We start from the raw sequence: 13,367 nt of genomic DNA on the forward strand, positions 1-13,367 counted from the left end.
AACTCGTGCCCGATCTGGCGGCTCCCGTGGTCTGCCATAGTGGTGTGCTCGTGCTACGCTACGCTCCGACTCTCGATGACGATGCCGGTTCCGGACCGCACCGAATAGCCGATTGTGTCACCGACCTGCTCGCCCATCCCGGCGAACCGCCGCACCGCAATCGAGCGGCGGACGTCGTTGCCGACCTCCGCCATCTGTAACTCGAAGTACACGTCGGCGATGGAGCGGAACGGACCGATTGCTTCCTCGTCTACAGTACTGGGGTCCACGGTCAAAACGATGACCTTTCCTTTCGAGACCAAGTCCCTGAAGAAGGAAATGATTTCCAGCGCGGCCTGGCGCTCGTCGTTCTGCCGAACGAGGGCCTCGAATTTCGGGTCGTTCCGGAGGATGGCGTCGAACGTGTCGATGACGACGACGTCGGCCTCCCACATCTTCTCGGCCTCCATCAGGCGCTTGAGCAACTGCTTGCGGTTCCCCTCGTCGCGGTTTTCGCCACGCAACGTGCTGCTCCCGGAGTCGACGTCCGCCTGGAAGAACAACAGGTTCTCGTTGAGGAGGTGTTCCTCGACGTCGTAACTCAGCGAGTGCATCTGGTCGATGAACCCACGCACGGTGAGTTCCGTCGACACCAACGTCACGGAGTGTTGTTCCTCGCAGAGGCCGTACGTGATGCGCTGGCTCAGCGCGGACTTCCCCGCGCCGTAGTCGCCCTCGACGAGGACGATGCTGCCGCCCGGAATCCCGCCGCCCAGCTCGTTGTTCAACCGGTCGTGTTCGTCCAGCCCGAGCGAGTAGAGGTTTCGCGTGCTCATGATGTTCTGAACTCCAGCAGTTCTTCGTCGCCGTTGACCGTCACCACCACGCGGTGGTCGTCCGCGGTCAGGTTCCGCTCCAGGGTCACCCGCGCGACGTCCCCGGTCTGCCACCGGCCGCCGTTGAGAACCGTCGCGTTCGACGGCGACGTGTACCGGCCGTCCACGAGGATGTCGAACGTCTCCGGCCTCGCCGGCAACGTCTTCGACCCCGTGTTTTTCACGAGTAACGTGATGGTGTCGTCGCTGCTGTTGTAAATCGAGGACGGCGTCCCGGGGTCACTGATGAGTTCGACGTCCGTCCGAATCTGCTGGCTGACGTCGACGCTCCGGTCGCCGAGCGCGCCGCTCAGCCGCTGGACGCCGTTGGTCATCGTCCCCGCGACCGACGCCGCGACGAGGATGCTCGCGATGAAGATGATGAGCGTCGACGAGGAGACACTCGCCATCTACGTCCCCTCCACGGTCGCGGTCTCGGTCACGCCGGGGCCCGTGACGATTTTCACGCGGTCGGGATTGCCGACGTCGATAGTGATGTTGTACGACTCGCCGGGCAGCCACAGCGTCGTGTCCGACTGGCCTTCGACGTTCCAGTCGACGTAGTCGTCCCGGGGCTCGAACACGCCGTCGACCAGTAGGTCGGTGTCGTTCACGGACAGCGACGTCGACCCGTGGTTGGTCACGTTCACCGTCACGAGCCCGTTCCCGCTGGCGTTGTACGTGGCGTTGGTGACGTTCACGGCGGTGTTGCGCTGTTCGAGCATCCGGTCGTCGTAGCTCCCGTCGGCGTCCTGGACGCGCTCGTACCCGTTGTACGCCGCCGAGTAGAGGATGCCGACGCAGACAAACGCGGCAATAAACAGGATTGCCGCGGAGCCACTAACGCTGAATCCCATTCCTGTGGAGGTCGTCGAAGCGGTCGACGATGGCGCGCTCGATGTTCTCGCTCGCCAGCTCGTCGATGTAGTCCAGGCTCTCGAGGTGGTCGTCCATCGTGAGTTCGGTCGTCCCGAACTCCTCGCGGTAGAGGTAGTCCGAGTCGGTCAGCCCTTCGAGGTAGTCGAAGAGGTGGTCCCGGACCGGCTCGCCGATCCAGCCGATGCGCTCGTAGTAGTTCAGCGTGCGGACCGTGTTCTTCGGTCCGAACTCCGAGAGCAGGTAGTCCAGCCACTCCAGGGCGACGACGTCGGCGAGGTAGCCCGTCGGCGGCTCCGCGAGGTGGGGTTCGTCGCCGTCAGAGGCGAACCCGAGCCCGGGCGCTGCCGGTGCCGCGCCGGCCGGCTCGTCGGCGCTCGACTCCTCGGGCTCTTCCTCGAATTCGAAGCCGTCCTCGTCCTCGGCGTCGTCCGCGTCGGCTTCGAGGTCGGAGTCGTCGAACCCGAGGTCGGAGTCGTCGGACTCCACCGGCGCTGCGCTCTCGGCGCTCGCCGCCGGCTCGTCCTCTTCCTCGGCCCAGTCGGCGTCGCCGGACTCGTACTCCTCTTTGAGCTCCTCGAAGGAGGTACCGTCGCCGCCGATGTCGGACTCGTCCTCGTCGGCGACCTCCTCGTCCTCTGCTTCGTCGTCCTCGAACTCGTCGAAGCCGTCCATCTCGTCGTCGCCGTCGTCGAGGTCTTCCTCGAACTCCCCCATGCCGTCGTCGTCGAGGTCGTCCATCTCGTCGCCCTCCTCGAAGGCGTCGTCCTCGAAGAAGTCGTCGGCGTCGGCGTTCGTGATGTCGGCGTCGAGGTCCTCTTCGGCGGCTTCTTCGCCGCCGTCGTCGTCGTCGAACAGGCCGAAACTCTCGGCTCCCCCGCCGCCCATCGCGTCGGCGTTCACGTCGTCGACGAACGGGTTGACCCCGCGAGTCACCATCTCGTATATCTCCAGGAGCTTGCGGACGTTCTCCTCGACGTCCTCGACGCTCTCGCTGATCTGTTCGTTCTCGCTGCGGACGGTGTTGGCCTTCGACGCGACGTTCGACACTTCGGTTTCGAGCTCCTCGATGCGGTGTTCGAGTTCGTTGACGGACGCGTCTTGGGCACCCGAACCACCGCCCCCGCCGTCCATGCCGTCGAACGACCCGAACTCGTCGTCGAAATCGTCGTCGAACTCCTCGTCGTCGACGCCGAACTCCTCGTCGCCGCCGGAGTCCCCCGACCCCTCCTCGTCGTCGTCGAGCCAACTGGCCATCCCGACGGCCAGTGCCCCGAGCTGGACGAAGACGAGCACAGCCGGGGTGAGGTGGATAAACTTCATTCGGAGTGAAACAGGTGCCCCGGGCGTAATTAATGTTCTCCCCCAGTTCTCAAAACGAACAATTGGTATCGCACGGCATACGGCCTGCTACGCGACGTGAGCGGCAGTAATAGCGAACGAACCGCGAGTACAGCGGCTCTGAGAGCCAGCCGACTCGTCCCTCGTTTAACGCATCATTCCATCGACGCGAGGCGCGCGATGAACACGAGACTGAGCACGTGGTCGGTCATCTCGAAGTCCGAGTGCGCCTCCTCGTCGGCCGGCCCCGCGAACCCACGAACGTGGTCGCGGAGTTCCTCGGCAGCGTCCTCGCCGACCCAGCCGATGGACGCGTAGTAGTCGATGGCGTCCAGCGAGCGCTTCACGCCGCCGCGCTCCAGGAGAAACTCCAGCCACTCGAACAGCGTAATCTCGGCGGCGTACTTCCCCGGCATCGTCTCCAGGTACGGCCGCTGGAGGTTCTGCTCGCTCGCGCTCGAATGCATGAACAGCAGCTGCTTGAGCTGGCTCGACCGAATCGCCTCGTCGGCGGTCTGCTCGTGCTCGGTGAGCCGCTCTTTGAGCTCGCGGATGTTCTGGCCGTCGCTCTGACGGGCCGCACTGCGCAACTCCTCGGGGTCGTATTCGCGTGGGTTCAGGGTCATCCTTGGGTCTCCTCGGTGAGCCGCTCGTCGTTCGACGTCAACTGGTCGACGCTGTCGTCCAACTCGCGCACCGCCTCGGACTGCTCGCTGGTCGCGTCGACGATGCGCTGGGACGCGTCCGCGGCCTGCTCGGCCTGGTCTTGGACTTCCTCGATGGTAACGATGACGTCTTCGACGGTCGACGCTTGCTCGTCGTTCGCGCGCGCGACCTCCGTAATTCCTGTGGCGGCCTCGTCGACGGCGTCCGCGATTTCTTCGAGCGCGGTCAGCGCGTCGTCGATTTCGTCGCCCGCTCGATAGATTTGCTCGTGGGACTCCTCGACGGCGAGGACTGTCTCGTTGGCCTGCTGCTGGACGTCGTCGATGCTGCCCGCGATGCGTTCGGTGTGCTCGCGGGTCTCGTTGGCGAGCTGTTTGACCTCGTCGGCGACGACCTCGAATCCGCTCCCGGCCTCGCCGGCGCGCGCGGCCTCGATGTTCGCGTTCAGCGCGAGCAGGTTCGTCTGGTCGGCGACCTCCGCGATGACGTCGACAACGTCCTCGATCTCGTCCATCTTCTCCTCCAGCTCGGAGACGCTGTCCACGAGGTCGTCGCTGATGTCGATGACCTCGTCGGTCGCCTGGCTCGCGCCCTCGCTGGCGTCCAGCCCGTTCTCCGCGGCGGTCTGGGCCTGCTCGGCGGCGGCGGCCACCTGGTCGGAGCTGGCCGCGACCTCCTGCATGCTCGCCGAGAAGTTCTGCATCTCGCTGGCGGCGTCCGACAGCACCTCGTTCTGCTCGCCGACCGTCTCCGCGATTTCGTTCGCGTCCTCGGTCGCGCGCCGAATCGACGTTGCGAGCTCCTGGGTCCGCCCGTCGACCTGCCCGACGAGACGTTCGAACTCGTCGGCCATCCCGTTCAGGTCGTCGACGACGCCGAGCAAGCGCTCGTCGATGACGCCGTCGTGCTCGAAGGACGCGCGCTGCTCTAGGTGGCCGTTCGAGAGCGCGTCGATGGTCGAGCTGAGTTCGGCGACGAGGTCTTCGACGGCTTCCGTTCGGTGGACGTCATCCGTGCGGTCCTCGATGGTCTCGACGACTGCGACGAGTTCGCCGTCGTCGAATACCGGTGTCGCCGTGAACCGTATCTCACGCTCCTCGCCGTCCGCAGTGACCATCGTGCTGGAGTCGACGTAGCCATCCTCCGTCGTGGCCGCGCGGTCGACGCCGAACTCGCGGTCCGCGGCTTCGGGCGCTTCGACGACCTTGTCGGCGAGCGTCTGCACGCGACGCCCGTCCGGATAGAACCCCTCGCTGGCGTGGCTCATGCCGATGGCTTCCTCGGCCGGACACTTCGTGAGGTCGGCAAGCGCTTCGTTCCACACGACGACCTCCCCCTGCGCGTCGAGCATGAACACCGGCACGCCGACGCCATCCAGCAGTTCGTCGTCCTCGACGTTCAACTCGTCCCCACTCCCGCTGTCGAACGCGTCGACGCCCGCAGCGGCGTCCTGCACCACGGCGTCCAGCCCGGTCCGCAACTCGTCTTCCGCGCGGTCGAGGGACTGCTCGTTGAGCCCTTCCTCGCGCAGCCGGTCGAACACGGAACGCACGACGCCGTCGACGGCAGCGTCGTGCGCGGCGACGAATTCAGCGGCGTCCACGCCCGCGGCCTCGTAGGCGGGCACGTGCGTCCCGGGTTCCGGGCCGGTCTCGTCGAGCAGCCCGCCGAGGTGGTCGAGGGCTTCCTCCGGGAGGCCCGGGTCGAGGCGAGCCCCCTCGACCTCGTAGCCGTCTCGGACCGCTGCCGCGTGTCTGTCCTGGTCGCCGAAGGAGAACTGGCCGGTGTCGGTGCCGCCGTCCGTCGCCGGCTGCTCCGACCCCCGGCCGAGTAATTTTCGAAGCGTACCCAGCATTCGTGCCCCGACACGAGCCAAGTAGCTATAAAAGGTTTCCCCCACCGTTACCAATTCGTATAATCGCCTTACGCGTGCGTGAGAACTATCATACGCTCGGGCTCCCGAACGAGGCAGATGTCCACCGACGGCCCGGGCGACAGCTGGCACGTGCGCTCGGTCGTCGCCAGCGCCTCGGTGAACGCCTCCCCACAGGCCGGACACGCCACTCCGTCACGATTCTCGAACACCTGCTCGGAGCCCGTATCCCGCAGTAGCTTCACGCGGTGCCTGACCGCCTCGAAGTCGACCGGGTCGTCCATACACCCGAACACGACTTCCGGGTGTTTAGCTCTTAGCGGACAGTTATCGCGTTTTTCACGGTTGATAACCGGGGGCGTACCTTTTAGTATAGTTCTGGATTCGTTGCGGGTGAGCCCCAGCAGCCCGTCACGGGAACGGGGCAGAGAAACCACAATCATGTTCGAATTCATCAACGACGAGGAAGCACGCGGTCAGGTGGGGATCGGGACGCTCATCGTGTTCATCGCGATGGTCCTGGTCGCCGCAATCGCCGCCGGCGTCCTCATCAACACCGCGGGCGTCCTCCAGACCCAAGCCGAGGACACCGGACAGGACAGTACCGACCAAGTCGCGAACAACATCAACGTCATCGGCGCAGTCGGTGAAGTGAACGACGCTGATGCCCCCAACGTCGGGGTCACCGAGACGAGCATCTACGAGATCCGCACGACGGTCCAGAAGTCGCCGGGCGCCGGTGACATTGACCTCTCCGGGCTCTCCATCCAGTACGTCGGCCCGAACGGATTCGGTAACCTCGTTCACATCAGCGAGAAGAACGACACTGCCACTGACAACGTCTCGAACGTCTACTTCGTGCAAGCGATCACCGCTGAGACCGAGGAAGACACGGTGATGACGTCTGAGAGCGACCGTTACGAGATCGTTATCCCGACTGGTACCTACTGGAACAGCAGTGAGCAGAACATCCAGAACGCTTCCGGTACAAACGCGGTTAATGTCACTACTTCCACGTACGGTAATGAGGACGACATCGAGACAAACCCCGGTGGAATCGACGTCGACAACACGGACCTCGACCTCCTCCAAGAGAGTGACCGCGTCGAGCTGACCGTCACGACTGACTCCGGCTCGCAGCGCTACGTGAACCTCCGTGTCCCGTCCTCGCTCGTCGGTGACGAGGGTGGCACGGTCACGCTGTAACCCAGACTAATGTTCGAATTCATCAACGACGAAGAAGCACGCGGTCAGGTGGGGATCGGGACGCTCATCGTGTTCATCGCGATGGTCCTAGTCGCCGCAATCGCCGCCGGCGTCCTCATCAACACCGCGGGCGTCCTCCAGACCCAAGCCGAGGACACCGGGCAGGACAGTACCGACCAGGTCGCAAACAATCTCAACGTCATCGGCAGCGTCGGCGAAGTGAACGACCCCAACGAATTGACCAACGTCGCGGCTGGAAACCAGAGCATCTACGAGATCCGTTTGACGGCCCAGAAGTCGCCGGGTGCCGGTGACATCGACCTTGCTGGTCTCTCCGTCCAGTACGTTGGCCCGAACGGCTTCGGAAACCTCGTCCACATCAGCGAGAAGAACCAGTCCGCCGGCAACGTCTCGAACGCCTACTTCGTGCAGGCTATTACCGCCGAAACCGAGGAGGACACGGTGATGACCTCCGAGAGCGACCGCTACGAGATTGTCATCCCGACCGGCGTCGTGCTGAACAACACGGACGGCAGTTCGGATGCGACTGTTAACAAGTCAGTTGACGGCGACACGCTCGCCCAGAAGACGTACGGTGAAAATGCGGACATCGAGGTGGACCTCAACTCGCAGTCCTACAACGTTGATAACACTAAACTCGACCTCCTCCAGGAGAGCGACCGTGTCGAGCTGACGATTACGACCGACTCCGGCTCGCAGCGCTACGTGAACCTCCGCGTCCCGTCCTCGCTCGTCGGTGACGAGGGTGGCACCGTCACGCTGTAACTACGAATAATGTTCGAATTCATCAACGACGAGGAAGCACGCGGTCAGGTGGGGATCGGGACGCTCATCGTGTTCATCGCGATGGTTCTGGTCGCCGCAATCGCCGCCGGCGTCCTCATCAACACCGCTGGTGTCCTCCAGACGCAGGCCGAGGATACCGGACAGGACAGTACCGACCAGGTCGCGAACAACGTCAACATCATCGGCGCAGTCGGCGATGTCGCGAATACGAGTGCGACTGATACTGCAATCGTTAACGCCAGCAACAACGTCTCTGACTTCGAGACAGAACTTAGCGACTCGGAGGTTCACACGCTCCGCTTGACCGTCCAGAAGTCGCCTGGCGCGGGTGACATCGATCTCTCCGGTCTGAGTATCCAGTACGTCGGCGGAGATTCGTTCGCGAATCTCATCCACCACACCCAAGCGGACGCTCCCGCAATCAACGCATCTGATAGCCTAGCTGATGGTCCGTGGGTAAAGGGCGAAGGAACTGCTGCGTACTTCGTGCAAGCGATTACGGCTGACACAGAGACGGACACAGTGATGACAAGCGAGAGCGACCGCTACGAACTCGTTATCCCGCTCCAGCAGGTCTACAACTCGAGTGCTATCACTAATGCTAGTTCTGGTGCCACTAGTGAGGCGGGCCAACATATCGAAAGCGTCGAGCAGATTAATGACTCGGACTCGAATTACCAGGGTTACGACAACAGCCAGCTCGGCCTCCTTGAGGAGAGCGACAACGTTGAGCTCACGATTACGACCCCATCCGGCTCGCAGCGCTACGTGAACCTCCAGGTGCCTGACTCCCTCATCGGCGAGGGCGGTAGCACGGTGACCCTGTAAGCAAGATAATGTTCGAATTCATCAACGACGAGGAAGCACGCGGTCAGGTGGGGATCGGGACGCTCATCGTGTTCATCGCGATGGTCCTGGTCGCCGCAATCGCCGCCGGCGTCCTCATCAACACCGCAGGTGTTCTCCAGACGCAGGCCGAGGACACCGGACAGGACAGTACCGACCAGGTCGCGAACAACCTCAACATCATCGGCGCAGTCGGTGACATCTCCGAGACGGACGCAGACGCACCCGAGATCGTGAACACGACGGACCAGTCCGTCGACCAGAACTTCACGACGTTCAACAACTCGACGGATATCGACGAGCCGGTGGGCCACACAATCAAGCTCGCCGTCCAGAAGTCGCCCGGTGCGGCTGACATCGACCTCGCGGGGCTCTCCATCCAGTACGTCGGTGGGGACTCCTTCGCGAACCTCGTCCACGCGACCCAGGCCGACTCTCCGGTCATCACGAATTCAACCAGTGGTGAACCGATAATCGAGCCGGGAGACAACGGTGACGCGGCGTACTTCGTCGGTCAGATTACCGCGGAAAGCCAGGACACGGTGATGACTTCCGAGAGCGACCGTTACGAAGTCATCATTCCTCTCCAGCAAGCGTACAATTCGAGTACGAACGAGAACGGCGAAGTCGGTGAATCGATCGACGACTCGCTGAACCCGACCGAGGGCTACGACAACAGCAACCTCGGCGTTCTTCACGAGAGCGCGAACGTCGAACTGACGATTACGACGGAATCCGGTTCGCAGCGCTACGTGAACCTCCAGATGCCTGACTCGCTCGTCGGCGACGAAGGCAGCACGGTTCAGCTGTAATCGGTCCGCTCGATTTTCCACTTTTTGCGCGCGACTCACGTCGAACAGCGACGGCAAAACAGACCGAAGCGCTACTCGGAGGTGGTCGTCGGTGACGGCGTCGTGGAGTTGTCGGCTGTCTCGTTCGCGAGCGCTTCGTCCGTGTAGCCGCTCCCGAACACCGTGTTGAGCGTCTCGTTGCCGTCCCACTCGCCGCTGTTGTACTTCTCGACCCACTCGCGGCGCACGAGGTATCCGTCGGGTTGTTCCGCGGGTTCGCTGGGGTTCTCGATGTGGGCGTGGACGACGTCGGCTTCGTCTCCGCCCTGTGCGACGTATTCGGCATACATGCGTACCATCTGGCCGACTTCCCGAACGTGTTGACGCTGCGGCGGGACGTCTTCGACTTCGCCGGCCCGGGTCCGGTACGAGACCCTGACGGCAGAGTCGTCGGGGAAGTAGACAAACTCCGTGACGTTGAGGCGACCGCTCTCCGCGCCGCTGTTTTCGAGGATGTAGTGGAGTTCGCCGAGCGTCGCCGTTCCGTCGTCGTCCGGTTCCGCGGGTTCGACGGTCCGCGTCTGGTCGGGGTTCGAGCCACCGAGCACGGCGTAGCTGACGCCGAGCACGGAGCCGAGACCGATGCCGGCGGCACCGACGACCATCGTCCGTCGCGAGATACCGAGCGGGCCTGCGTCGTCTCCCTCCGGGGCGGACTCCGGAGGGTCACTGGGCGTCGAACCGTCGTCTTCGCTCATGGCCGCGCCTATGCGACCGGCGTATATGTCGCTTGGGCCCTCCTGTTGGCGCGTCGAACAGTCTCGCGTGGGTTCCGGGCAGGTGTCGGCCGCAGCCACCAACACCGACTTATGCGTTCTCGTCGTATCGGTTCGGTAGTGCCATCGCTGTACGGGCTGGAACGCTCCGGTGACGTCGACAAGCTCGTCGAGCTGCTCCGGGAGAGCGAGAAGGAGACGGTTCGGCGGCGCGCAGCCGAAATTCTCGGGAACCTCGACGAGCCGGAGTCAGAGGGGTTGGACGCGCTCGTGGAAGCGATGAGCGACGAGGAGGCGACGGTTCGCGCGGCGGCCATCGACGCGCTCACCCAGCAGGAGGCGGTCGAAGCCCTGATGAAAGGGCTGGGGCAGTCGGTCCCGGAGTCGGGAGCGACGTGGGCGCAGGCGGAGGCGTTCGTGGCGAGTCTGGACGCCGACACCGTGGAATTGCGGATGGCGTCAGCGAACGTGCTGGGGCTGCTCGGCGTCGAGGACGCCGCGAAGCCGCTGGCCCAGAAGCTGCAGACCGAACCACATCTCGAAGTGCGAGCGCGGATTGCGCGCGCACTCGGCCGCATCGGGGAGCCCTCGGTCGCGGGCGTGCTCGTCGAGGGCTTGGAGGGCCAGCCGCTGGGCGTGCGCCGCGAGGCCGCGGAGGCGCTCGGTCGGCTCAACGGGCCGACGGCGCTGCAGGGACTGTTGCACGTCGTCGACGACGACAGCGAGGAGATGCGTCGGACCGCGGTGAGTTCGCTGGGCCAGTTCGAGAACGCCAAGCCCGTGGACGCGCTGGTCGAACGACTGGGCGACGAGAGCGACCTCGTGCGCCGGGCAGCGGTGTTCTCGCTCATCGAGATTCTGTCGAACGTGCCGCCGGACCGCAGCCACGAGCTCCGGGAGATCATCGTCGACCGGATGGCCGCGCGCAGCGACCCCTCCATCGTGGCGTCGCTCGTAGAAATCATCGAGGAGGGCTCCCAGATTCACCAGCGCCGGAACGCGGTCTGGATGCTGGGTCGCGTCGCGGGCGCGAAGTCCACGAAGCTGGACGCCGTGGAGGCGCTGCGGGACGTGCTCGGCGAGGACGACGACCTCATCTCGCAGTTCGCGGCGACAGGGCTGGCGGAAATCGGCGGACGGATGGTGGAGACGGCGCTGCTGGAGGTCATCGAGACCGACGAGTACGGCGAGGACGCGGTCGCGATGGCGGCGTTCGCGCTCGGGAAGGTCGGCGGCGAGCGCTCGCGCAAGCGCCTGGAGAAGCTCGTCGACGAGACGGAGAACGCGGAGGTGCGCCGGCGCGCGTTCTCGGCGATTTCGAAGCTCGGCGGCCACTCCTGACGGGACGCTGACGAGAGGGACACCCGCTCTCCGTGTGCCGGTTTCAAATGCGAGAATCGCACGCAAAACGTTATATGCGGCCGTTGAATAACTCCGGGAAGTAATGAGTACGGACGCGTCGGGCCGGCACGCGAACGACGGGAGCAGGATGCCCGCACGTCCGCTCGGGGAGGTCGAATGAGCGAGTCCGAGTACAAGATAGCCGACGGCGCGGGCAAGTTCCTGCAGGCGGTCAAGGAGGGGCGGCGGATGAAGGACGCCGAGTGGACGAACGGCCGCATCCTCCTGTCGAACAAACGCATCGTCCTCGCGGGCAACGACGGGAAGCGCAACGTCCCGCTGTCGAAGCTGTCTAGCCTGAGCGGCCGCTACGACGTGAACCAGACGGTCGCGCAGGTCAGCGACTACATCACGCTCCAGTTGAGCACCGAGAGCGTGCTGTTGGTCTCGATGGGCGAGAACACCGAGGACTTCGAGACCAAACTCTACAGCGCGCTGCTCGACCAGACGGAACTGCTCGTCAAGCATCCCGCGGTGAGAGGTGGGGTCGTGCAGGACGAGTCCTTCGAGCGGGCGCGCATCAAGGTCGACGAGGAACAGTTGAGCGTCGCGCTCCAGAGCGGCTCGTTCGTCGCCGTGGACCTCGACGACGTCGGCTCCGCGGAAGCCGCCTCGCTGGACGTTCAGGGGGAGAAGAGCCCGGTACTGAAAGTCGAGCACACCGTCGAGGACACGAGCGTGCAGACGTACTTCTCCAGCGACTCGCACACGTGCTCGATTCTGGAGTCGCTTTTGACGAAGGAAGCCCAGAAGAGCCAGGGGTCGGTGGACCTCTCCGAGACCGAGAAGCGCGTGCTGATGGCGCTGTACTCGGGCGTGTCGTCGTTCGAGATTCCGGATTTCCTCGGGATGGACGTCGACGAAGTCGAGAGCATCTTCGATCGCCTCATCGAAGTGGACGTGCTCGAAGAGGTGCGCAAGCGCCGCGAGGTCACGATGAAGACGCGCGGGCGGAACATCGCCAGCGAAGCAATCAACGAGGAGTAGCGTGCGGTTCCGCGCCGAGCGAGTCCGGGCCAGCCCCGCTCACATGTTGACGTCTTCGATGTGTTCGCTGACGGCGGCGCGGCCCATCGACGTGAGGTGAACGCCGTCGTCGTCGCGCACGAGCTCTTTCTCGATGAGGTCGTTGAGGAACATCGTGAGCTGGCTGGCGTCGACACCGAGCACGGTCGCGAGGTTGGCGTTCGGCCCGCTGGAGTAGATGGCGACCAGCGCCTCGACCTCCTCGCTGGAGAGGTCGACGTCCGCCAGTTCCTGCTTGAGGAGCCGGTACCGGAGGCGGATGAACCGTCCGAAGAGGTTCATCTTCCGGCCCGAGTCGAGCGCCAGTTCGGTCGTCACGGGGCCGGTAGCGCCCATGTGACGGACGGAGAGCAGGGGGCGCGTGGTGCCACCGAGGTCGCGCTCGACGCGCTCGAAGTGCGTGACAGTAGAGACGTCGATTTCGGTGGTGGCGTCGCCGCGGAGTTCGACGGTGCCCGGGGAGACGGACAGCGTCGCCGACTCGAAGGACTGGTCGGTGACGCGGCCGCCGCGGCGCGCGGGGTGTTTGACGTGGGCTTTCGACCCGTTCAGTAGGCCCTTGAAGACGAGGATGACGAACCGCTCGACGGTGTCGCCCCCGCCCTCGACGACGGCGACGAGGCGGTCACCGTCGCGCTCGTAGGCGACGGTGACGGTGTCGTCGAAGAACTCCGCGAGGTCGCCGGGCGCGGTGTCGTGCTGGACGTCGAAGACGCCGTCGAGAGGGATGGTGACGCGGTCGCCGTCCGTGACGAGCACGATGCGGCGCTTGCTCATCACGACGCGTCCGCGCACGGGTTCGGCGTGCGTGGCCGTGTCGGGGATGAACGACGTGACGAAGTCCGCGATAGCTGATTCCGACATGTCCCCCAGTGTGAGCAGTAGTTGGTCAGTCAGGTCGAAT

At 64.4% G+C, this 13,367-nt stretch carries 14 protein-coding genes and 1 pseudogene; 6 read left to right on the forward strand and 9 right to left on the reverse strand.

Going from position 1 to position 13,367, the window contains the following annotated elements; all coding sequences use genetic code 11:
- Window positions 1-53: 53 nt before the first annotated feature.
- From LT974_RS05525 to LT974_RS05555, 7 genes are all read right to left on the reverse strand, one after another.
- Window positions 54-815, reverse strand: a complete 762-nt coding sequence (locus LT974_RS05525) for an ATPase domain-containing protein (RefSeq protein ID WP_232589698.1) — start codon at window positions 813-815, stop codon at window positions 54-56.
- Window positions 812-1,264, reverse strand: a complete 453-nt coding sequence (locus LT974_RS05530) for a flagellar protein G (RefSeq protein WP_232589699.1) — start codon at window positions 1,262-1,264, stop codon at window positions 812-814. The genes LT974_RS05525 and LT974_RS05530 overlap by 4 nt, the downstream gene beginning before the upstream one ends.
- Window positions 1,265-1,711: a fla cluster protein FlaF gene (locus LT974_RS05535; RefSeq protein WP_232589700.1), complete on the reverse strand. Its 447-nt coding sequence runs from the start codon at window positions 1,709-1,711 to the stop codon at window positions 1,265-1,267. It abuts the gene before it with no gap.
- The gene (locus tag LT974_RS05540) at window positions 1,695-3,053 is read right to left on the reverse strand and encodes a FlaD/FlaE family flagellar protein (RefSeq protein WP_232589701.1); all 1,359 of its coding nucleotides are present in this window, start codon (window positions 3,051-3,053) and stop codon (window positions 1,695-1,697) included. Before LT974_RS05540 ends, LT974_RS05535 begins: the two co-directional genes overlap by 17 nt.
- Before the next feature lie 173 nt (window positions 3,054-3,226).
- Entirely contained in the window at window positions 3,227-3,697 is a 471-nt protein-coding gene (locus LT974_RS05545) for a FlaD/FlaE family flagellar protein (RefSeq protein ID WP_232589702.1), read from the reverse strand.
- Complete coding sequence (locus LT974_RS05550) at window positions 3,694-5,592, reverse strand: methyl-accepting chemotaxis protein (RefSeq protein WP_232589703.1); 1,899 nt, start codon at window positions 5,590-5,592, stop codon at window positions 3,694-3,696. The genes LT974_RS05545 and LT974_RS05550 overlap by 4 nt, the downstream gene beginning before the upstream one ends.
- Window positions 5,593-5,660: 68 nt before the next feature.
- The gene (locus LT974_RS05555; RefSeq protein ID WP_232589704.1) at window positions 5,661-5,894 is read right to left on the reverse strand and encodes a DUF7385 family protein; all 234 of its coding nucleotides are present in this window, start codon (window positions 5,892-5,894) and stop codon (window positions 5,661-5,663) included.
- Window positions 5,895-6,051: 157 nt separating this feature from the next.
- Between LT974_RS05555 and LT974_RS05560 the strand changes: the two genes are divergently transcribed.
- The 4 genes and pseudogenes from LT974_RS05560 (at window position 6,052) to LT974_RS05575 (ending at window position 9,281) form a co-directional block, all read left to right on the forward strand.
- Window positions 6,052-6,816, forward strand: coding sequence for an archaellin/type IV pilin N-terminal domain-containing protein (locus tag LT974_RS05560; RefSeq protein ID WP_232589705.1), 765 nt, complete (start codon window positions 6,052-6,054; stop codon window positions 6,814-6,816).
- A 9-nt stretch (window positions 6,817-6,825) separates the two neighbouring features.
- Complete coding sequence (locus LT974_RS17730; RefSeq protein WP_269785449.1) at window positions 6,826-7,602, forward strand: archaellin/type IV pilin N-terminal domain-containing protein; 777 nt, start codon at window positions 6,826-6,828, stop codon at window positions 7,600-7,602.
- Window positions 7,603-7,611: 9 nt separating this feature from the next.
- Window positions 7,612-7,837, forward strand: a pseudogene (locus LT974_RS17865) (archaellin/type IV pilin N-terminal domain-containing protein); the annotation flags it as partial.
- A gap of 622 nt (window positions 7,838-8,459) precedes the next feature.
- Window positions 8,460-9,281, forward strand: coding sequence for an archaellin/type IV pilin N-terminal domain-containing protein (locus LT974_RS05575; RefSeq protein WP_232589706.1), 822 nt, complete (start codon window positions 8,460-8,462; stop codon window positions 9,279-9,281).
- Window positions 9,282-9,352: 71 nt separating this feature from the next.
- On the opposite strand, the gene LT974_RS05580 is transcribed toward LT974_RS05575, so the two are convergent.
- The gene (locus LT974_RS05580) at window positions 9,353-10,018 is read right to left on the reverse strand and encodes a hypothetical protein (RefSeq protein ID WP_232589708.1); all 666 of its coding nucleotides are present in this window, start codon (window positions 10,016-10,018) and stop codon (window positions 9,353-9,355) included.
- 138 nt (window positions 10,019-10,156) lie between these two features.
- Between LT974_RS05580 and LT974_RS05585 the strand changes: the two genes are divergently transcribed.
- Together LT974_RS05585 and cheF1 are read left to right on the forward strand one after the other, a co-directional pair.
- On the forward strand, window positions 10,157-11,377 hold the full coding sequence (locus tag LT974_RS05585) for a HEAT repeat domain-containing protein (protein ID WP_232589709.1): 1,221 nt from the start codon (window positions 10,157-10,159) through the stop codon (window positions 11,375-11,377).
- A gap of 177 nt (window positions 11,378-11,554) precedes the next feature.
- Window positions 11,555-12,424, forward strand: a complete 870-nt coding sequence (gene cheF1 / locus LT974_RS05590; protein WP_232589710.1) for a chemotaxis protein CheF1 — start codon at window positions 11,555-11,557, stop codon at window positions 12,422-12,424.
- A gap of 39 nt (window positions 12,425-12,463) precedes the next feature.
- Here cheF1 and LT974_RS05595 read toward each other — a convergent pair whose 3' ends face one another.
- Entirely contained in the window at window positions 12,464-13,327 is an 864-nt protein-coding gene (locus LT974_RS05595) for a CheF family chemotaxis protein (protein WP_232589711.1), read from the reverse strand.
- Between the last annotated feature and the right edge of the window lie 40 nt (window positions 13,328-13,367).

The sequence above is a fragment of the Halobacterium noricense genome (assembly GCF_021233435.1).
Classification (GTDB): Archaea; Halobacteriota; Halobacteria; order Halobacteriales; family Halobacteriaceae; genus Halobacterium; species Halobacterium noricense.